This is a genomic window from Lysinibacillus sp. ACHW1.5, from assembly GCF_022014815.1.
Taxonomy (GTDB): Bacteria; Bacillota; Bacilli; order Bacillales_A; family Planococcaceae; genus Lysinibacillus; species Lysinibacillus capsici.
Genome location: NZ_CP091777.1, coordinates 2253735 through 2273646 on the forward strand (window position 1 = coordinate 2253735; position 19912 = coordinate 2273646).

The window sequence follows — 19912 nt, forward strand, 5'->3', positions numbered from 1 at the left end:
GGATGAAGAACAATGAATCTAGAAGTAAAAATTAAAAAAGTTCACGCTGATGCCATGCTACCGATACAAGCCAACCCTGGTGATGCAGGCATGGACCTCTATTCCATAGAAGCAGTAGAAATCCCAGCAGGCGTAGCCAAACTCATTAAGACAGGTATTCAGATTGAGTTACCTAAGGGAACGGAAGCCCAAATTCGACCAAGAAGTGGACTAGCATTAAAGCATAGTGTAACCGTACTGAATAGCCCAGGCACTATAGATGAAGGCTATAGAGGCGAAATCGGTGTTATTTTAATCAACCATGGTCAAGAACCGTTTATCGTAGAAAAATCAATGCGCATTGCTCAAATGGTTATACAATTTGTTCCTTCTATTCAATTAGTGGAAGTAGATGAATTATCTCAAACGGTCCGTGGAGAATCTGGATTTGGTGCAAGTGGTACGAAATAGTGTACCTAAATATAAACCTCATAAAGTTTACTTAAAAATCCTGCGAAAATGCAGGATTTTTTTGTTACCGTTGCTCATAGCAGAAGGAAATAATAGGGTTCATATGGAATGAAGTCATGATAGCGAATTAAAGGAGTTAATAATCATGAAAAAGATATGCTCAGGTATTTTCCTTATACCTGATACTTATTTTTATAAGATTTATCCATTTAATTACTTTTTTCAATGTTATATCGAATTTGCTCTAAAAATCTACTTGCTGCTTGAGAGAAAACTTGATGCTTTTTCCAAATGATATTTAAGTTCGCTTTTAAACGAGGATGAAAGGGCTTAAAACAAAGTAAGCTGTCTCCTGATGTATTGATCAGCTTATCTAAACATAAGGCATATCCAAGATTTTCTTCTACCATAATGGCAGCATTGTAAAGTAAATTATAGGTTCCAGCAATATTTAAATTTTTAATATCTTGCCCAAGCCAGCCTGTCAGCTCATTTTCTACTGTTGTTTGTCGTGAAATTAATAAAGGCTTATCAATTAAATCAGTAGGTTGAATAAACTCTTTAGTAGCTAAAGGGCTATCTTTGCGCATTAGGACGCCCCAGGTATCAGTAGCAGGCAACTGCATGTAATCATATTTTTGTTTATCGGTTGGTTCAATAACAATGCCAAAGTCTAATAAGCCACTGTCTAATTTATCTGTAATATCATCGGCATTTCCACTGTATAAATGAAATTGAACTGCTGGATGATTTTGGAGTAATTCTTTCAGCGTCTGCCCAATAAAACGCATCGCTTCCGTTTCTCCACCACCAATGTATATTTCACCACTTATCATTTCTGTTGATTGGTTAAAATTTGCTTCAGTTTTATCAACTAAATCCACAATTTCTTTCGCTTTTCTTAATAAAAACATTCCTTCGGTTGTTAAAGTAATTTTTCGGTTTCCCCTTGTAAATAAAGGTGTTCCTAATTCTGCCTCTAAGTCACTTAGTTGCCTCGATAATGTCGGTTGTGATATATGTAAATACTGCGCTGCACCTGAAATACTTTGCTGATTGGCAACGGCAATGAAGTAACGTAATAGTCGAATCTCCATCATGCACTCTCCTATGCTTAAAAGATATATCAATGTATTTGGTATAGGTATTTGATATTGAAATCATATCATCTTATGATGTTGTTGAAAAAGAAAAATGATTCAAAAAGGAGCGTTTAGGTATGGCTTTAAAAGATAAAGTGGTTGTCATTATGGGGGCATCAAGTGGAATAGGTGAAGCAACAGCTAAATTACTTGCGGAAAAAGAGGCAAAATTGATTATTGCGGCCCGACGATTAGATCGTCTTGAAGCTGTGAAGGAAGCATTCCCAAAGGCAAGCATTCATATTCAACAGGCAGATGTAACAAACTTTGAGGATGTGCTACAAGTTGTGAAGCTCGCAATGGATACTTACGGAAGAATTGATGTGCTTTACAACAATGCAGGGATTATGCCGACTGCGCCCCTTGTCGAAGGTCGTCGGAATGAATGGCAAAGAATGCTAGATATTAATATAATGGGGGTTTTAAATGGCATTGCCGCTGTTTTACCCATTATGGCTCAGCAAAAATCGGGACATATTATTGCAACCGATTCTGTAGCAGGACATGTTGTCTATCCAGACTCTGCAGTGTATTGCGGCACAAAATTTGCAGTTCGTGCGATTATGGAGGGGCTAAGACAGGAACAGCGAGAAAATAATATAAAATCAACAATTATCTCACCTGGAGCAGTTGCAACAGAGCTTTACAAAACCATTCATGATAAGCAAGTTGCAGATGAGCTTCATCAAGCACAAAAAGAATGGGGCTTAACTTCAGAAGATATTGCATCAGCTGTTGTATTTGCAATGGATACACCCGATCGTATGTCAGTAAGTAATATGATTGTTCGTCCAACGACACAGCTTATCTAAGCCCAAATTAACTACAACAATCAGGTCTTATGTTTACAGAGAATCGGCAACCTTGAAAAAACATTAAAAGGAAGTGAACCACAATATATTTATGAAGAATTCTAAAAATACACTTCTATTCATCTTGGCTGTTGGGGTTTTTGGTATTATCAATACTGAAATGGGTGTAATTGGCATACTTCCTGATATAGCAAATCATTTTGATATTAGTGTCTCGAAAGCAGGATTAATGGTTAGTCTTTTTGCGCTAGCCATTGCCATTGCAGGTCCAACGATGCCATTGGTCTTTTCACGGATGAATCGAAAGAATGTGATGTTAATGGTACTCGCTATTTTCATTATTGGCAACATTATTTCTATCTTTACATCCAATTTCACAATCGCCTTACTAGCGCGTGTAATCCCCGCCTTCTTTCATCCTGTCTATGTGTCAATGGCATTATCAGTCGCTGGGTCATCTGTTAGTGAAAAAGAAGCGCCAAAAGCGATTTCAAAAGTATTTATAGGGGTTTCTGCAGGGATGGTATTAGGTGTACCAGTGGTAAGTTTTATTGCGCATACAGTTTCGCTTGAAGTGGCGATGTCCTTTTTTGCTATCGTCAATATTTTTACGTTTATTGCAACATTATTATTTGTACCTTTTATGACAGTACAAGAAAGACTTTCTTATGGCTCTCAGCTTCAGATTTTAACAAAGGGCATTACGTGGCTTGCCATAGTGGCTGTCTTATTTTTAAACTCAGCTATTTTTGGGGTATATAGTTATCTTGCTGAATATTTAGGGGTAGTGACGAATATGTCAGCCAATTTAATTAGCATGTTGTTACTCGTCTATGGGCTAGCTAATATTATTGGGAACATGTTGGCAGGGCGATTACTGACAGATTACCCCATACGTGTAGTAACCATTTTCCCGATTGTATTAATAGCTGTTTATCTTATCTTGTTCTTTGTTGCTGAACTTACGATACCGACTGCGATTATTATAGTAGTTTGGGGAATTCTAGGGGGACTTGGCGCAAATATCAATCAATATTGGATTATGTCTGCCGCTCCTATGGCACCAGATTTTGCAAATGGCTTATTTCTAACTTCTGTAAATTTAGGGACTACGATTGGCGCTGGTGTAGCAGGGGGCGTCATCTCACAATTTGAGACAAAATACATTTTATTCGTAGGTATCGTTTCGCTAGTGATTGGTTTTATCTGCATTATACTCCGAAGTTACTTATCTAAACCTATCTCTTGAATCGACAAAACTATGGAATATTCATCTATAGATCCAGAAAAGATGGATAAGGAGGCAAAATAGCATGAAAAAATTATGGACTTTAATTTTCACTATATTAATTGTTTTCACGTTAACAGCATGTGGAAAGAAAAATGACGAAGAAAGTAATTCTAAAAATGTTGCAGAAGATGATCTGTCAAAGCCAATTAATAAAGAAGGTAGTAAAAACTATACGAGAATCAGCGTCTCTTTTGACGGTGGGGAAATCATTATCAAGATGGATGATAATCCAACAAGTAGGGCGTTTCTAACACAACTGCCCTTAACATTGACCTTTGAAGAGTTTAGTGGATTTGAAAAACTTAGCTACCCACCTGAAAAATTAACGACAAAAGGGGCATCCTCTGGCTACCAACCTAAGCGTGGTGATTTTTCTTATTATGCTCCATGGGGAAATGTGACCATGTTCTATGATGATCATAAATTTTCTACTGGACTTGTAAAATTAGGGGGAATTGAATCTGGAGTAGAATGGCTAGACACTATTCATGATGATTTTACAGCTACTATAAAAAAGGAGAATTAAGCAAGGAGTGAAGAAAATGCAGAAAGTTAAAATCGCTGACAGAGCAGCTTTCCCTATAGGTTGAGACAAAGCAGATTCATTTGAGCAAGAAGTAAAGGCTATACGAGCTGGTCTTATAAATGGTATTCAAGTGATTGATACGGCTGAAATGTATGGTGATGGCAATGCGGAACGTTTAGTAGGTCATGCTATTCAATCCTTTAATCGTGAATATTTATTTCTTGTGTCTAAAGGGCAATTTTCCAATTGAAGAAACAATAGAAGTAATGGAAAAAGCGAAAATGCAGGGGAAAATCAAATCATGGGGAGTATCTAATTTTGCTGTGAACGATAAGACTAGTTTATTAAAAATGCCAAATGGTCGGCATTGTGCCACGAATCAAGTTCACTATAATTTAGGAGATCGAGGAATTGATTACGATTTAGTGCCATTGATGAAGGGACATAATATGCCGTTAATGGCTTATGCTCCAATAGCAAGAGGTGGTTGCTTAGGAGCTGAATTAACCAAACAGAAAGTTTTATTGGATATTGCAAAAAAGTACCAGATGGATGTTTTTCAAATTTTATTAGCATGGTTTATTCGTAATGGCAAAACAATTGCTATTCCAAAATCCAGTAATCGGGACCATATTTTAAACAATGTAAAAGCTGTAAATATTCGGCTTACAGAAGACGATTTAACTAAAATAGATTCTGTCTATCCAGAACCAAGTGTCAGCGAGCCAATAGCCTTGTGGTAATCTGGATGATGAAGGGAAATGTTCCATGTAAAAGGACATTAAAGTAAGGACTAAAGCATAATTTAAGTAGGTATTTAACAATAGTAGTGGAAATACTATATAAAAAGTTGTCATATCCTCTTTTTTTATAAAATATCCTAGTTACACCTTTTAAACTATTACATATTTCCCCAATAATTTATTGTTCGAAAGAAGAGTATTCGTACAAATTTTTATAAATGTTCGCTCTTTATTAACAGCTAAATATTCCTAAATTATCAATCCTGTAACAATACAAAGGAACGAAAATTCTCAGTAAAATATCTAACCTTTTTTAGTAATTGAGCGTTGTTAAGGAGGTTAAAAATGAATAGGAAGAATGGAAAGTACTATTTAACAAAAGATGAACTGGAGGTATTTGAAACCTCTTTTCAGTATGGGAATTTAAAGAATGCTAAATATGTTTTTGTTGGGATGGAGGAAGGATTAGGGCGCTTTGGTTATCAAGAAAACCTAGAGGGCAGACTAAATTTTTTAACGAAGCACAATCATTATGTGCATTACATCGATGCTGAACAGGATTATAGAAACGGGTGGTATGTAACAGATAATGAAGATTCACCTGCGCTCCTGACAGCCATCAATAGTAGTTTAGAAAATAGAGGAAACCCTATAAGCTGGGAAGTTGATCGAAAAATTGACCCAACCATGAGAATGCAAATTCGTTTAGCTAAACTACTGGAAACAAATATGGATTTCTCTACTCTGGATTTATTTCAAAGTAATACAGACTATTCTTCTTATCCCTTACATACTAAAGACGGAGCAACCGCAATGTTTGATTGGTACCCTCTACCAAAAAGAAGTAAAAATGATTTCCCCTATAAAGTTTGTGGAAAGTTTAACGATATGAAATCCTATTATAATTATTATGATACTCATGACACAACTCGAATAAATATTATTAAAAATATGTATGATACTTTGCCATTAAATATTAGTTTCGTTTATGTAGGCATACAAAGGCGAAAATTTAAATTACAAAAGCATTATGAAGATGTGTTAGGGTTCCAGTTTGCTCCTTATAATACAGGCTTGGTGCCTGCTAGCTTTACTACACGAATGGGCGCTAGCCAGAAGCCTAAGCCTTTTAGTATAGCTCAAAGAATACGAGATGATGGTCACAGACAATTAGCCGTCATGACACCTTTTTGGGGAATGGGTCAATTTGGATTTGACGATATTAATGTTATGGCAGCTTGGGTTTATGAGAAACAAAGGCAATCCAATCTTGTTTAAACAGTCGAATTTGTAAGTTACGAAGAAGAAGAATTTACATTAAAATTGGATTGGTCTGTCTAATGAGACCTAAGTACAGGAAGAAAGATAGTAGTAAGCTTAAAAACAAGTTAACCTTTGTTAAGGGCTAACTTGTTTTGATTTTGAGAAGTGCTAATCATTTTTATTTAGAAAAGTACTAGGCATGACTACAAGGACTACTGTTCCACGAGCACAAAGCGAATCCTGCGCGTAAACTTCAGTTTCTACTTTCCATTTCTTCGGATGAATTTCTTCAACAGTGCCAATTGCCTTTAAGGGAACATCTTGGGGTGTTGGCTTGAGGAAATCTACATTAAGGTTAGCCGTTACAAATCGAGGTGGCTCCGCTCCATCACCAATTTCATGTCCATTTTTACGATGCAAGGCAAGCGCTGCTGACCCTGTTCCATGGCAATCAATTAATGAAGCAATTAAACCACCATAGATAAATCCTGGAATACCCATATATTTTGATTCAGGTGTATAGATTGTAATCGTCTTATCACCATGCCACCCCGTGCGAAGATGATGACCATCTTCATTCAAACGGCCACACCCATAACACCAAGCGATATCATCTGGATAAATATCTTGAATTGCTTTTTCTACTTTTAATTCTTCCATTCTTCTCTCCCCAATGCTCTAGTATTATTTGTTTCTAATCGAACGTTAATCATTTAAGTATAATTAATCATTTCCATTCCATCAATAAAAATCTAAATATTCCATCTATTTAAACTATGTAAAAAAGCACTACCATAAAGTTGAACAGGTTTTATTAGTGACAGATGGGGAGGGCTGGTATCAGGAAGAGGGAAAAGCTGCATAGCTTGTAAAACGCTGGCATGGTGCAACAAAAGAAAGATGGTATACTAGGATCGTTACATTTTTCTTTTACCGTGCTGAAGAAGGAATTAAAGGAGTCAAAAGGTATGTCATTAGAAAATATAATCGATTGTATTTGCAAGGAAGCAACTAATAAAGACAGTAAAAAATTAGAAGAATTACTAGAGCAATTGTATGATTATGGAAGTGCTAAAATACTTGATATTTACCCTTATCAGATAAAAAGTAATGAAAAATATAGTCAAGTAGAAGTATTCTTCGATAAATTAGAGATGGTCGATTTCCAACAAAAAACGCAGGATTATCATTCATACCAGAAAAGCCTAGAAAAATTTGAGAGATTTTTTGAATTGATGTGGTTAAAATCATCTCAATTTTATGCATTTTATTATTTACCAGAACCTTTATATAAGGATCAATTGTATTATAAAGTCTACGAGAATGAGTGGAATAAAATTATACCTAAAGATCTTACAGAAGGCATTTTATTAAACATTGATGAATACACAATGTTAATTTCACTAATAAAATTAGCTGTTTCGGACCATCTCCATTTACATTTTATTTTACCTGAGGAGAATATTGTATTTAGTGGGAATGGCTTAGCCTTTTTAATTTACAGCCAACATAATCTTGAGTTATTAGAAAAGGTTGCTAATACGGAGGGGCTCTATGTCCGTTGAAAAAGTGAGAGAACATTCCCAGCAACATGAAGCTAGATAATATGGAACATACCCTAAAAAATAGCAACAATCTATATTACTACAGATTGTTGCTACTATTATTTAAAAATCATTTATTTTGCTCTCGATAATTAATGGCCTCTTTAAATTCATCGGTAGCTAGGATATTGTAAAACATATTTCTACTGTTTACGTTTGCTATTGTCCCAGTGATTGTATTATCAATCCATAGATAGTATTCATCATCGTTTAGTTTAATTTTGTACTGCGGAGCAATGTCGTTATCGACCTCACCGAATTCTCTAGCTTTTTTAAATGTTTTTTCTATAATTTTAATATCTTTCGCATTCGAGATTTGTTGTAAAGTATCAGGTTGCACTTCATCGAAATTAATTAATTCTTGAATTTCTATCACCTTTGATGCTTCTTTCTGATCGTTGCAAGCAACTAACGCTAAAGAACAAAGCATTAACAACAAAATTGTTTTTATTTTCACCTTATCTTCACCCCTTTTTGTTCAATCTAGTATATTCCCTTCTGAATATTTCTTCAAACTGCAAAACCCTCAAAATATTTACAAATTCTAACAGTCTAAAAAGGTTTAACCGTAGCATAAAAACTTTTCTGAGAGCTTTCCCCTTGAATGGAATTTATAGTATGCTGATTAAAAGGGAGGAGAGGGATTTTATGGTTAAACAATTGATTGTTGGGGATACAACACAGGAATTGGCTTCTACTCGTCGCATGCTGGAACGCTTGCCCGACGAGCATATGACATGGAGGCCACATGAGAAATCAATGACACTAGGAGGTCTGGCCACGCACCTAATCAATCTGCTAAACTGGCAAATGGCTATTTTACAGTACTCAGACTTTGATCTTTCCACCGTTCCGTTACGACGAGAGGCATTAGAAAAGCGAGCTGATATTCTGGATGAGTTCGATACAAACGTAAGAAAACTGGAAATGATGCTTACTGAATGTGATGAGAAAACGCTCGGAGAGGAATGGACACTACGTCACGGTGATCATATTATTCGCCAGGAGCCCCGAGCCATTGCGTTCCGCAACTTCGGATTAAGCCACATGATCCATCATCGGGCACAGCTTGGGGTATACTTGCGACTTCTCGATATTCCAGTACCAGGCATCTACGGCCCCTCTGCAGACGAAGAAGCCTAGTAAACTACTTCCATGAATCGCTATTTAGAAAGGTATGAGGTGTTCGATTGACTAAGATAATGACGAAAACAGAACGATTAATTATTCGATTAATGGAAGAGGAAGATTACTCTTCTTGGCTAACGCAATATGAAAATCGTTTACCTTCTCAGCATAAATACGATGAAGGTAAATTAGATATGAGCATCTGTACGAAAGAATGGTTTGGTGATTTAGTTACTAAGCATCATCAGATGGCTGAGGATGATAAGGTGTATGTATTTGGCGTGTTTAGAAAAACAGATAATATGCATATTGGTTTTGTAGACTTTTCAACCATTATGAGGGAAGAATTTCAATGGGCTAGGATCGGGTATACCATTCATAATCATTTTTGGAGAAAAGGTTATGGTCAAGAAGCTGTAAAGGCAGCGATTGATCTAGCATTTGAAAAATTAAATTATCATCGAATAGAAGCTCATATAAACCTCGACAACACGGCATCTATAAAATTAGCAGAAAATGTTGGAATGCTTTATGAATGCACAAGGAAAGGATTCATATACGAGGACGACAAGTGGACTGATCAGCTGGTTTATTTTATAAATGCAGATGACATATAAAAGGGAGGAGCTGTATGTACGACATGGAGAACTCTTTAGAAGTGCAAAAGAAAGAGGATATAAAAATTTCGATTGTCATACCAGCCCATAATGAAGAAAAATACATTGGAAAATGCTTAGAATCTATTTTAAAGGCTTCCAAATCCTTTCAAAATCAAGTAGAGATTATTGTTGTTTTAAATCGCTGTACAGATAGAACAGAGGAAATTGCAAAATCGTATAATTGTATCTTACTAAAAAATAGCGATAAGAACCTTTCGAAGATTAGGAACGCTGGCGTTGATATAGCAAGAGGGGAAATCATCGTCACAATTGATGCCGATACACAGATGAACGAACATGTGTTATCGAAGGCAGTGGAGAACTTAAGCACAGGTAAGTACATTGGCGGGGGCGTTACAGGAAAGTTTGAAAGAATGTCCTTAGGAATTTTTGTTTCGGCTTTGTTATTAATCGGACCACTATTTTTAAAATATGGTGCAATTTCTGTAGGCATCTTTTGGTGCTACAAAAAAGATTTTCAAGCAATTAATGGATTTAATGAAAATATGCTCATGGCAGAAGATGCCGATTTTGCTAAACGATTAAAAGATTGGGGAAAAAAGAACGAAAAAAAATACGGAACAATTCAAAATGGAATGATCACTTCCAGCAGAAAATTTGATAAGCATGGAGACTGGGTTTTACTTAAACGTCCTAAAATGATCCTAGCATACCTTAAAGGTACAGATCAGAAACATGCGAATGAAGCATATTATGAAAATGAAGATAGATAAAAAGAAACCGTAACGTTAATCGAACAAGGATTAACGTTTTTTTGTTATCACACTAGCTGGAAAAAAGAAAAGAATTGAATAATTTTTTATAATAAATTATTCTTTATTACATCAATATTGATGATTCATTTTAGCGAAAGGATGGGGATTGATATAGCTGACGTCAATGTGTCAAACCCTAACAATCAGAATGATGAATAACTTTGAAGATTTAATAGAAAAAGAGTATGCCAATATAGCAGGCATCGCTATTAGAAAAGATAATCATTTAATTTACGAAAAATATTTTGATGGGTACACCCAAGATGATGCTTTGCATATAGCATCTGTCACTAAAAGTATCATCTCCATTCTTATTGGAATAGCAATTGATAAAGGATATATGAAAAATATAGAACAGCATGTGTTAGATTTTTTTCCAAATTATACAGTGAAACGTGGCGAAAAAACCATTCAAAACATCACCATAACAAATTTGTTGTCAATGACTGCACCCTATAAATACAAGTCAGAACCTTATACGAAAGTATATTCAAGTGATGACTGGGTAAAAGCTGCATTGGATTTGCTAGGGGGCAAAGGTAGTATTGGGGTGTTTAACTATTCTACCGTTGGCACACATATTTTATCAGGTGTTCTTACAACTGCCACTGGTCAATCTGTTCTTGATTTCGCTACAGAAAACTTGTTTAAACCTCTTGCAATCAAAGCTCCCACAAATACAACTATACAAAATAAAGAAGACTATTTCGCTTTTCTGAAGGATAAATATGTCACTGGCTGGATAGTAGATCCTAAGGAAGTAAATACCGCTGGTTGGGGACTTACGTTAACAACCCGGGATATAGCCAAAATAGGTCAGCTCTATTTAAATGGGGGTGTATGGAACGGTCGCCAAATCCTTTCTTCTCAATGGATAGAGGACAGCACTAAAGTACAAAGTCGATCAGGAAAGCTGACCTATGGTTATTTGTGGTGGATACTTGATGATTGCTATGCAGCTTTGGGGGATGGTGGAAATGTAATATTCATAAATCCTCAAAAGAAGATGGTCATTTCGATTGCTTCGCGCTTTATGCCACGTGCCAAGGATCGTGTTGAATTGATTAGAAAACATATGATGCCATTGTTTGAATAACAGCTAGGGATAATAAAAAATTATGGTAAATACACTCCATTTTGATCCTCATCAATCAAAGTGGAGTTTTTATATTGAATGAAGGGTATTAATGAATCAATTTTATCAATCATCCTTAATGGGCATAAAAGCATGTGAAAAATTACAAGCCATCCAAAACAGTTTTGGGGATCCGTTCAGCTTTGTTCAAAATGACATTTTTAAAATCAATTAAAGTTTCGCTTTATTGATCAAAATTTTTTTAAACTCACAAAAATACTTGCAACACCCATTGTAGTACTGTATAGTACTAATTATGACAAAGGTAAAATTAATGAATCAAAAACGTGTAATTGAAGTAGCTGCAACATTATTTTTAGAAAAAGGGTTTGCTTATACAAGCATGGATGAATTAGTTCGTGTAAGCAAAGTTTCAAAGTCTAATGTGTATTATCACTTCTCTAATAAGGAAGAATTGTTGGAAGGGGTCGTTGATTATTGGATTGAAATGTATCAATCTGCAATAGATGACTTACTATCTCAAAACCATTTATTAGTTGAAGATCGTATCAAACTGTTTTTAAAGCAAATAACACAAGGAGTTCAGACGAGAGAATATAAGGGGAGCTGTCCATTTATTACGCTTTATATTCAAAGTCCTACAAATGCCACAAAAGTAAAAGAAAAAATAGGTCTTTTTTTTAAAGGCTTACAAACGAAAGTTTCTCTATTCCTTAAACAAGGGGTAGAGAATGGTGAATTTAGAAAGACAATAAATATTGACGAGGTTGCATCTCTTTTTATTACAAATCTTGAAGGAGCGCTATTTATTTCAGAAACACTGGAGGATGCAACTGTAATCATGAAAACAGCAGATCATTTGTTTAACTTGCTTCGGTAAAAGAAGCATTTTTTTTACATCAAATTAGTACTAAACAGTACTACTAGGAGGATTTTTATGAGAACAGTATTTTTAACGGGTGGAACAGGTTTTATTGGAAAGCAATTAGTGAAGGAATTAGTCAAAGAGGATGTGAACATTCTTCTTTTAGTGAGGTCGAAAAGTAAAGCAACACACATTTTTCAGGAAAGAGGCATCTTAAAAGAGGAAAATATGCACTTTATTGAAGGTGATTTAACGAAAATAGACTTAGGTCTAAGTGCTGAAGATAAGGAATTGGTATTGAAAACGGATGTGATTATTCACGCAGGAGGCTCCATGGATATTCAAGCGACAAACAAAGAGGCAACTTCTGTATTTTTGAATGGCGCCAAACATATTAGTGAATTCGCTAAAAGTATTCATCAATTGAAGGGCTTACAGCAATTTATTCATGTTGTAGGTTACATGAGTCCCTTTGATGATAATAATAGCAAGGTTACGATAGATGTATTTAAAGAAGGAAACAAATTTTTAAAAATAAAAAATCCATATGAGAAAACAAAATTTTTAGCAGATCTTTATATCCGTCAACAGGCATCAGCAGTAGGTTATCCGCTGTCTGTCATTAATCCGCCAACTGTGGTTGGTAGTAGTAAAACAGGGAGTACAGAGCAGATAGCAGGATTAGGTTTGCTTGTGACAAGTATGCGAAGAGGGCTCATGCCAGTGATTCCTGGAGATAAGGGATATAGGTTGCCACTGATTTCAAACGATGAGTTTGCGAAGTTTATTGTGCAGGTTTTCAGATTGGAGCAGCCGTCTATTCAAACATATACACTTGTTGATGACAAAGAGAACGATCCGAACATTGCTGAATTATTAGGTGTTATGTCGGAAAGTATGAATATGAGAGCACCAAAAATCTCTGTTCCAATGCCGCTTATGAAAACAATAATGAAAAGTGGAGTAAGTAAAATAACAAACATTCCTTCTGATGGACTGAATTTTATCACAAAACGAACATTTTCAAATGGTTCGGTGAAAACCATGAGGGGGGGAGATTGGTTTAAGAGGATGAGTGTCATGAACTTTTTCCCTGCCGTAGTAGCTGATCTGGATTATCGATTGATGTATCAAAATGGGGAGCATCATCATTTATTTGAGCGAACATTATGCGATAACAATACCCTTTACCAATTACACGGAGAGGGAAAACCGTTTATTTTATTACATGGTTTATTGAGTGATGGGGAGGATTTATTTCCTTTAGCGCTAGAGCTTCATGAAAAAACGGGTCAACCTGTATGGATCTTGGATCTTCCAGGTTTGGGACGTTCTCCTTTTAAACGCGAGAAAAATCTTTTAAATATCTATTTGAATGTAGTAAAAAAGTTATTGGAGAAAGCTACTAACGGCGCCCATCTAATTGGCCATTCATTTGGTGCGTATATTCTTTTGGAAGCATTAGTACAAAAGTACATAGATAAGAAGTATACAATTACTTTACTTCAGCCACCTATTACTAAAAAAAATGCTACATCGATAAATGTTCCTCAATTTATGAACAAATGGACATTGAAATTGGCAACTACTCATTTGATAGAGCGATATTTATTAAGTAATGGTTTATTTGAAAGTACAGAGAGCATCCCTGAACATTATATTGAAAAACTAAGTAAAAGTTTTACTTCTCCTAGAATTTTAAATACTACGGTTCAGCTTAACAGTTTACTAACGAAAAACGTTCAAGGTGATTTCAATGAAGTAACAACGTATAATCTTCACATTATTTGGGGGGATGCTGACAGAGGCTATTGTGCTCCTTCACATCTGGGTAAGGTTGATTTTGTTCCATATGGTCATCATTTTCCTCTTAGCCATCCGAGTGAAACGGCTAATTTGGTCATAAAAAACAGTAATGCATTTGCAAAAGAAGCTGAGATCTTGCTTCGGTAAAACTACTATTTAGTGTCCTTTCTACAGGTAGCAGTGAAAATTACTGATATATTACAGCCGAAAAGTATATACCTAACCAGTTGTCAAAATTTATTTGACGACTGGTTATTTAGTCAGCTGAATAATTAGATGTAAGTTAAGCACTTGTAGGATGATTTATGTTAAACAGCAAAGTTTAATTATATATGTAATAATTGTGCCTTAAATTTTTTAAAAATTTAAGAAGTCCAAAACTTATTTGACCCTTTTACTTTCATTTCGTCTCACTATTATTAGTATACTTTTCAATGAAACATAACTTCCTATAATTTATATTATGTAAACTAAAATTATTTGGCGTGGAGGAGGGCTTGAATACACCAATATCTGTACTGTATATGGACACCAAACTCTAAACTTTAAAGACACCAAAGTCTAAACTTTTGCCATAATGTCAAAAAGTTTAGACTTTGGTGTCTTTTTAATTATTTGATCAATTTTCTATGTATAGCTCCACAATAGCCATAACTTTATAAATTATCCTGGTTTTTAATGTAGAGTAATTAAATGTTTTTTCTTCCTTATTATTAAATGGACTGCTAGCTGTAGTTGGTTTGTAATAAACTATAATTAATAAAGAATATTCAATCCTTATTTAACAACAACATATGCAAAACCTCCATTTTGAAAAAAGATCGATATAAAAAATAGAGGTTTTGCATTTTATCTAAGTATTGGGATTTCCCAAAAGAGTTTGATTAAATACAAGTCCTTACTTATTAAGCTAAAGCCAATTCATTTCATCTATTTTATCTGCTCTTTTAACCCAAGATAGTCTTTGATGGCAAATAATAAAGAATCAAGCTCTCTCTTAGAGCGACGATTAGATAATTCGCCATGCAAATTCACAGTCAATTGATCTTCTAGTATTGCATCTGTATGAACCAATTCTTTTGTCGTAATCCTCATTATCCTAGCAATTTGTTCAATCCGTTCCGATTTTAGAGTACAATCTCCATTTAACATAAATCCTACAAGTACTTTACTTACACCTAATTGTTTAGCAAACCATTCATAGGATTTATCCTCAGCCACTAACCAATTTATTATTTTGTTTATTACGATGTCGTTAGTTTTCATATCATACTCACCACCTATCAATAAAAATCTTATCATTCAATATAGTCATCCATAAAGTTTAATTCATTCAATGGAAATATCCGAAGTATTAGAAAAATTGAAACTATATTTCAAAGCTACTTTCTTCTTTCCATTAAGACTGTATCATGCCATATCCCATCTAACTGAGCAATTTTTTCTCGAGTTCCAACAACTCTAAATTCCATCTTTTTATGTAATTGAATACTTGATGTATTTATAGCAAAGATAGATGATTGAAGTGTCCAAAACCCTGCTTTTTCACTCTCTTCAATTAGTACTTTGAAAAGCTTGGAAGCAATGCCCTTACCTTTACTGTCACTCGATATATAAACACTAACTTCTCCAACTCCAGAATAAACCGCGCGTGTAGAAATCGGGGAAATGCCAATCCAACCAACCACTCTACTGTGTTCTTCTGCTACAAAGCGCAACGTTGCATGGTGTCTTTCATTCCATACTTGTTCACTTGGCACAACTGATTCAAAGGTTGCCATCCCTGTTTCGATTCCTTCTTTATAAATATGTAATACCTCTTTTAAATCCTTCTTTTCCATTTTACGAATAATTAGCGTGTCCATTCCATTTCCCCCTTAGTATTTTAAAGGACTGCTAGCTTTCGCTAACAGTCGGATTTTTTAACAACATGAATTTGATGGATCGGCAAGATTTATACCGCATACACCTGTTTCAGGTAACTCCAATTCCACACGTTTCGAAGCTTCTTCGTCATCTGATAAATAAGCTGTTATTGAACGAACTTGTTCGTAGCCAGTTGCCATTAAAAATGTTGGTGCGCGTCCATAACTTTTAGCTCCGACTATATAGAAGTCCTTTTCTGGTTGGCGTAGAATTTCTTCTCCATGCGCTCTTACTGTGCCACAACTATGCACATTTGGATCAATTAATGGCGCTAATGCATGCACACTTTCAGTTGTTGAATCAATGGAAAGGCGTAGTTCACTGTTAATTGATAGGTCTGGTCTATTTCCTGCATTGACAATAAGCTCTTCAAATCCTGTTAATACTTTTTGTTCTCCGTTTTTAGTACCAACAATATGGATGTTCTCTTCTTTCTTTACCTGTGAGATATAGAAAGGAGTTATTACTTCAACCTTACCTGTATCTACTAATTCGTGAATGCGAACACCGAGTGCGCCACGTGCTGCCAATGCATCTTTTTCTTCGCCACCATAGGCTTCTTCTACAGACTTTTTACGCATAATCCACACTAGTTTTGTTGATGGGTTTTCTTCTTGTAACTCCGCAAGTGTCAATAATGTATTGATAGCTGAATGGCCACCACCAATAACTGCAATCTTCTTATTGGCATAACGCTTAGTATTCATATTTATGTCTGGGATACCATACTCAATGTGATCTGCTAAAGCTTTTTCATTTTGTAGCCATACACCAGTAGAATTTGCTGGATTTGGATTCCCCCAAGTACCCGTCGCATCAATAACTGCTCTTGCCTCAATCATACGGATGTCATTCTCTTGTTCAATATAAATAGTAAAGGACTGTTCTACTCGATTTTTTGTCTTCATCTTATCATTCAATTGTCGTGAAATCCCTACTACTTTTGCGTTCAATTGAATGTTAGGCTTTATTTGTATTAGCTCAGACAAAGGTTTTAAATAAAGATCAATTAATTCATGTCCTGTTGGTAACGTATCTAAATTAGGTTCTACCCAACCAGAAACATCTAATAAAGCTTTAGCAGCTTTATTGATGTTATATCGCCATGGTGAAAATAATGTAACATGCCCCCATGTACGAATATTGTGTGCTATTTCATGCCCAGCCTCAAGTAAAATAAATGCTTGCTTTTGTTCCACTAAATGAGCAGCTGCAGCTAATCCAATTGGACCTGCACCAATTATGACAATCGGTAATTTCTTATTGGAATTATTAACAGTCTCTTGGACTTCAATATCCTTAGTAGTAGTACAACAAGATCCATTTTGGTTGATTACTTTTAGTGTTTTCATCATTAACTTCTCCTCTGTATCCTTTATATAAGCATTTACTTATATAAAATGTATTTTTTACGTCTAGCACTTAGCTAGACGTTTATACTGTGCATGTGTAATTAACACATTTCAATTTCTTTTATAGCCTTTTCAAATTGCAACCATGTAGAAGGGCCGTAACGCTCCATATCTCCTTTAAAAAAGAAATCAAAAGCAAATTCTTTAGCCTGTATCAATGTGTATTCTCTACTATTCATAATTAACTTTAAATAAGCGATAAAATAATTTTTAGTTAATACGCTAGCATGGTTAACTGTCATTATCGTATCCTCCATTCAACAGATTGAATATTTGCTAACAGAAGTATTACAGCTCCTCAGCTACAAATTGCTCAATCCGTTTACCAATTGCATCACGTACAGTTTGGAATACAATCCATTTTTCTTCATCTGTACCTGTCGCTTTCGCAGGATCTTCAAATCCCCAATGCTCACGACGAACGTGAGGAGGTGTCATTGGGCATTTATCAGCGGCATCCCCACATAACGTGACAACTAACCTGGCGTTGTTTAATGTCTCCATATCAATTAAATCGGATGTATGATTTGAAATATCAACCCCTACCTCGGCCATCGCTTTTATAGCATTCGGGTTTACACCATGTGCTTCAATACCCGCACTTTTAACTGTCCAATTGGTAGGTAGTAATTTCTTTGCCCATCCTTCAGCCATCTGACTACGGCATGAGTTCCCTGTACATAGGAAATAAAGTGTATTTGTCATAGTAATTGCTCCTTATAATTTAATGGTTTTAAAGTATTTTTTCTGCCAACGTAGGGCAACCCATACAAGTCCTATGAGAACAGGTACTTCTACAAGTGGACCAATAACAGCAGCAAATGCCACGCCACTATGCAGGCCAAACACACCAACTGCAACCGCAATCGCTAGCTCAAAATTGTTACTTGCAGCTGTAAAAGAAAGAGCTGCTGTGACAGGATAAGATGCCCCTACTTTACGGGAAGAGAAGAATGACACAGCAAACATGATCACAAAGTAAATAAATAATGGAATAGCAATTCGCACTACATCAATTGGCAGTTCTACTAATTGCTCACCTTTTAAGGCAAACATCATCACAATCGTGAACAGCAGTGCAATTAGAGTCAGTGGTGAAATTTTCGGTAAGAACTCTTCCTCATACCACTGTTTCCCTTTTGTTTTAATCCCTATCCAACGTGTGAGGAACCCTGCAGCAAATGGTATCCCTAAGTAAATTAGAACGCTCTTTGTAATCTCCCACATAGAAATAGATACATGGAAATTCTCTAGACCAAACCAACCAGGCAATACATTTAAGAAAAAGTAAGCAAAAATTGAATAAGTCACGATTTGAAAGATGGAGTTAAACGCAACTAAACCAGCTACATATTCACGGTCTCCACGTGCTAAATCGTTCCATACAATGACCATTGCAATACAACGAGCTAAACCAATCATAATCAGCCCAGCCATATACTCTGGGTAATCATGTAAGAAGATAATCGCTAAAAAGAACATTAAGAACGGTCCGAGTAACCAGTTTTGAAAAAGAGAAAGTAAAAGCACTTTCCAATCCTTAAACACTCGCCACATTTCTTCATACTTTACTTTCGCTAATGGTGGATACATCATGATAATTAACCCGATAGCAATCGGTATGGACGTTGTGCCAATAGACATGGCCTCTAATGCTTCTCCAATATTAGGCATTGTCAAACTTAATAAAACACCTATTCCCATCGCAACGAATATCCAAAGGGTAAGGTAACGATCTAAAAAAGAAAGCTGCTTGGTTAAAGATTCATTACTCATTTATATTTCCCCCTACATGGCAACAATCTGTGCCACAGTTGCACCCGTTTAAAGGTTGAATTTGTTCGATGATGCCCTTCATCAATGGCGTTTGATCCTCTACTAAACGGTAATGTTTCCAAGTCCCTACTTTTCGTTCTGTAATAATGCCTGCCTCCTTTAATTTTCGTAAATGTTGACTAACAGCTGGTTGCGATATTCCGAGAACATCTACAAAATCACATACACATACCTCCCCATTCTTCATGCATGCAAGTAATTTAATGCGATTTAAATCTGCAGCTGCTTTTAGTTGTTTTTCAATTAGTGTATTTTCCATTTATCTGCACTCCTTATATAATTATTTGCTTATATATTATTTTAAATAAAATCACCTCGTTAAAGAAAGGTGAATTAATCCGTATATAACTATATTCTTATATTATGATTTAATGTTTTGAATTGCAACAGATTTTTACCCAATTTGACGTTGCTTTGAGATAAAGTTTGAGCAAAAATGCCTCGCAAACCCTTATTTTATGATAAATAAGGAGAATCCCTTTTGAAAAAAGATTGATCAAAAGGGATACCTCTTGAGCAGTTTTAAGTTAGTTTTATAAAAAAGTTTGATTGTTTTCTACATGTGTTACTCCACTAT

At 35.4% G+C, this 19912-nt stretch carries 23 protein-coding genes and 1 pseudogene; 14 read left to right on the forward strand and 10 right to left on the reverse strand.

Going from position 1 to position 19912, the window contains the following annotated elements:
* The first annotated feature begins 12 nt into the window (after positions 1–12).
* Positions 13–450 (forward strand): dUTP diphosphatase, encoded by a 438-nt coding sequence (dut, locus tag L6W14_RS11095; RefSeq protein ID WP_048392753.1) that lies wholly within the window; start codon positions 13–15, stop codon positions 448–450.
* Positions 451–659: 209 nt separating this feature from the next.
* On the opposite strand, the gene L6W14_RS11100 is transcribed toward dut, so the two are convergent.
* Positions 660–1547 carry a LysR family transcriptional regulator gene (locus L6W14_RS11100; protein ID WP_237900864.1) on the reverse strand — a complete coding sequence of 296 codons (888 nt, stop codon included), beginning with the start codon at positions 1545–1547 and terminating at the stop codon, positions 660–662.
* Between the two features lie 122 nt (positions 1548–1669).
* On the opposite strand from L6W14_RS11100, the gene L6W14_RS11105 reads away from it, so the two are divergent.
* The 5 genes and pseudogenes from L6W14_RS11105 to L6W14_RS11125 all read left to right on the forward strand — a co-directional run bounded on the left by L6W14_RS11105 (position 1670) and on the right by L6W14_RS11125 (position 6242).
* Entirely contained in the window at positions 1670–2404 is a 735-nt protein-coding gene (locus L6W14_RS11105; protein WP_237900866.1) for an SDR family oxidoreductase, read from the forward strand.
* A 91-nt stretch (positions 2405–2495) separates the two neighbouring features.
* Entirely contained in the window at positions 2496–3653 is a 1158-nt protein-coding gene (locus L6W14_RS11110) for an MFS transporter (RefSeq protein ID WP_237900868.1), read from the forward strand.
* Positions 3654–3717: 64 nt separating this feature from the next.
* Positions 3718–4221 carry a cyclophilin-like fold protein gene (locus tag L6W14_RS11115; RefSeq protein ID WP_237900870.1) on the forward strand — a complete coding sequence of 168 codons (504 nt, stop codon included), beginning with the start codon at positions 3718–3720 and terminating at the stop codon, positions 4219–4221.
* Positions 4222–4351: 130 nt separating this feature from the next.
* A pseudogene (locus tag L6W14_RS11120) lies at positions 4352–4964 on the forward strand (aldo/keto reductase).
* A 345-nt stretch (positions 4965–5309) separates the two neighbouring features.
* On the forward strand, positions 5310–6242 hold the full coding sequence (locus L6W14_RS11125; RefSeq protein ID WP_237900872.1) for a hypothetical protein: 933 nt from the start codon (positions 5310–5312) through the stop codon (positions 6240–6242).
* Between the two features lie 153 nt (positions 6243–6395).
* On the opposite strand, the gene L6W14_RS11130 is transcribed toward L6W14_RS11125, so the two are convergent.
* Positions 6396–6887, reverse strand: coding sequence for a PaaI family thioesterase (locus tag L6W14_RS11130; RefSeq protein WP_237900874.1), 492 nt, complete (start codon positions 6885–6887; stop codon positions 6396–6398).
* Positions 6888–7195: 308 nt separating this feature from the next.
* Between L6W14_RS11130 and L6W14_RS11135 the strand changes: the two genes are divergently transcribed.
* Positions 7196–7792 (forward strand): hypothetical protein, encoded by a 597-nt coding sequence (locus L6W14_RS11135; protein WP_237900876.1) that lies wholly within the window; start codon positions 7196–7198, stop codon positions 7790–7792.
* 109 nt (positions 7793–7901) lie between these two features.
* On the opposite strand, the gene L6W14_RS11140 is transcribed toward L6W14_RS11135, so the two are convergent.
* Positions 7902–8288, reverse strand: coding sequence for a hypothetical protein (locus L6W14_RS11140; protein ID WP_237900878.1), 387 nt, complete (start codon positions 8286–8288; stop codon positions 7902–7904).
* 191 nt (positions 8289–8479) lie between these two features.
* On the opposite strand from L6W14_RS11140, the gene L6W14_RS11145 reads away from it, so the two are divergent.
* The 7 genes from L6W14_RS11145 to L6W14_RS11170 all read left to right on the forward strand — a co-directional run bounded on the left by L6W14_RS11145 (position 8480) and on the right by L6W14_RS11170 (position 14308).
* Positions 8480–8974 carry a DinB family protein gene (locus L6W14_RS11145; RefSeq protein ID WP_237900880.1) on the forward strand — a complete coding sequence of 165 codons (495 nt, stop codon included), beginning with the start codon at positions 8480–8482 and terminating at the stop codon, positions 8972–8974.
* A 47-nt stretch (positions 8975–9021) separates the two neighbouring features.
* Complete coding sequence (locus tag L6W14_RS11150) at positions 9022–9576, forward strand: GNAT family N-acetyltransferase (RefSeq protein WP_237900882.1); 555 nt, start codon at positions 9022–9024, stop codon at positions 9574–9576.
* Between the two features lie 14 nt (positions 9577–9590).
* Complete coding sequence (locus tag L6W14_RS11155; RefSeq protein WP_237900884.1) at positions 9591–10352, forward strand: glycosyltransferase; 762 nt, start codon at positions 9591–9593, stop codon at positions 10350–10352.
* 193 nt (positions 10353–10545) lie between these two features.
* Positions 10546–11490 (forward strand): serine hydrolase domain-containing protein, encoded by a 945-nt coding sequence (locus L6W14_RS11160; protein ID WP_237900886.1) that lies wholly within the window; start codon positions 10546–10548, stop codon positions 11488–11490.
* 91 nt (positions 11491–11581) lie between these two features.
* Positions 11582–11704: a hypothetical protein gene (locus L6W14_RS23035; protein ID WP_256451370.1), complete on the forward strand. Its 123-nt coding sequence runs from the start codon at positions 11582–11584 to the stop codon at positions 11702–11704.
* A 99-nt stretch (positions 11705–11803) separates the two neighbouring features.
* Complete coding sequence (locus L6W14_RS11165) at positions 11804–12370, forward strand: TetR/AcrR family transcriptional regulator (protein WP_054550174.1); 567 nt, start codon at positions 11804–11806, stop codon at positions 12368–12370.
* 57 nt (positions 12371–12427) lie between these two features.
* Positions 12428–14308: an alpha/beta fold hydrolase gene (locus L6W14_RS11170; protein ID WP_237900888.1), complete on the forward strand. Its 1881-nt coding sequence runs from the start codon at positions 12428–12430 to the stop codon at positions 14306–14308.
* Between the two features lie 783 nt (positions 14309–15091).
* Here the strand turns inward: L6W14_RS11170 and L6W14_RS11175 are convergent.
* The 7 genes from L6W14_RS11175 to L6W14_RS11205 all read right to left on the reverse strand — a co-directional run bounded on the left by L6W14_RS11175 (position 15092) and on the right by L6W14_RS11205 (position 19594).
* Entirely contained in the window at positions 15092–15427 is a 336-nt protein-coding gene (locus tag L6W14_RS11175) for an XRE family transcriptional regulator (protein WP_237900890.1), read from the reverse strand.
* Positions 15428–15543: 116 nt separating this feature from the next.
* Entirely contained in the window at positions 15544–16026 is a 483-nt protein-coding gene (locus tag L6W14_RS11180; RefSeq protein WP_237900892.1) for a GNAT family N-acetyltransferase, read from the reverse strand.
* A gap of 57 nt (positions 16027–16083) precedes the next feature.
* Positions 16084–17439 carry an NAD(P)-binding domain-containing protein gene (locus tag L6W14_RS11185; protein WP_237900969.1) on the reverse strand — a complete coding sequence of 452 codons (1356 nt, stop codon included), beginning with the start codon at positions 17437–17439 and terminating at the stop codon, positions 16084–16086.
* A gap of 101 nt (positions 17440–17540) precedes the next feature.
* A complete protein-coding gene (locus L6W14_RS11190; protein WP_237900894.1) occupies positions 17541–17741 on the reverse strand; it encodes a hypothetical protein in 201 nt (66 codons plus the stop codon).
* 46 nt (positions 17742–17787) lie between these two features.
* Positions 17788–18204, reverse strand: coding sequence for an arsenate reductase (thioredoxin) (gene arsC / locus L6W14_RS11195; RefSeq protein WP_237900895.1), 417 nt, complete (start codon positions 18202–18204; stop codon positions 17788–17790).
* A gap of 12 nt (positions 18205–18216) precedes the next feature.
* Positions 18217–19275 carry an ACR3 family arsenite efflux transporter gene (arsB, locus tag L6W14_RS11200; RefSeq protein ID WP_237900897.1) on the reverse strand — a complete coding sequence of 353 codons (1059 nt, stop codon included), beginning with the start codon at positions 19273–19275 and terminating at the stop codon, positions 18217–18219.
* Complete coding sequence (locus L6W14_RS11205) at positions 19268–19594, reverse strand: ArsR/SmtB family transcription factor (RefSeq protein ID WP_237900899.1); 327 nt, start codon at positions 19592–19594, stop codon at positions 19268–19270. The genes arsB and L6W14_RS11205 overlap by 8 nt, the downstream gene beginning before the upstream one ends.
* Positions 19595–19912: the final 318 nt, after the last annotated feature.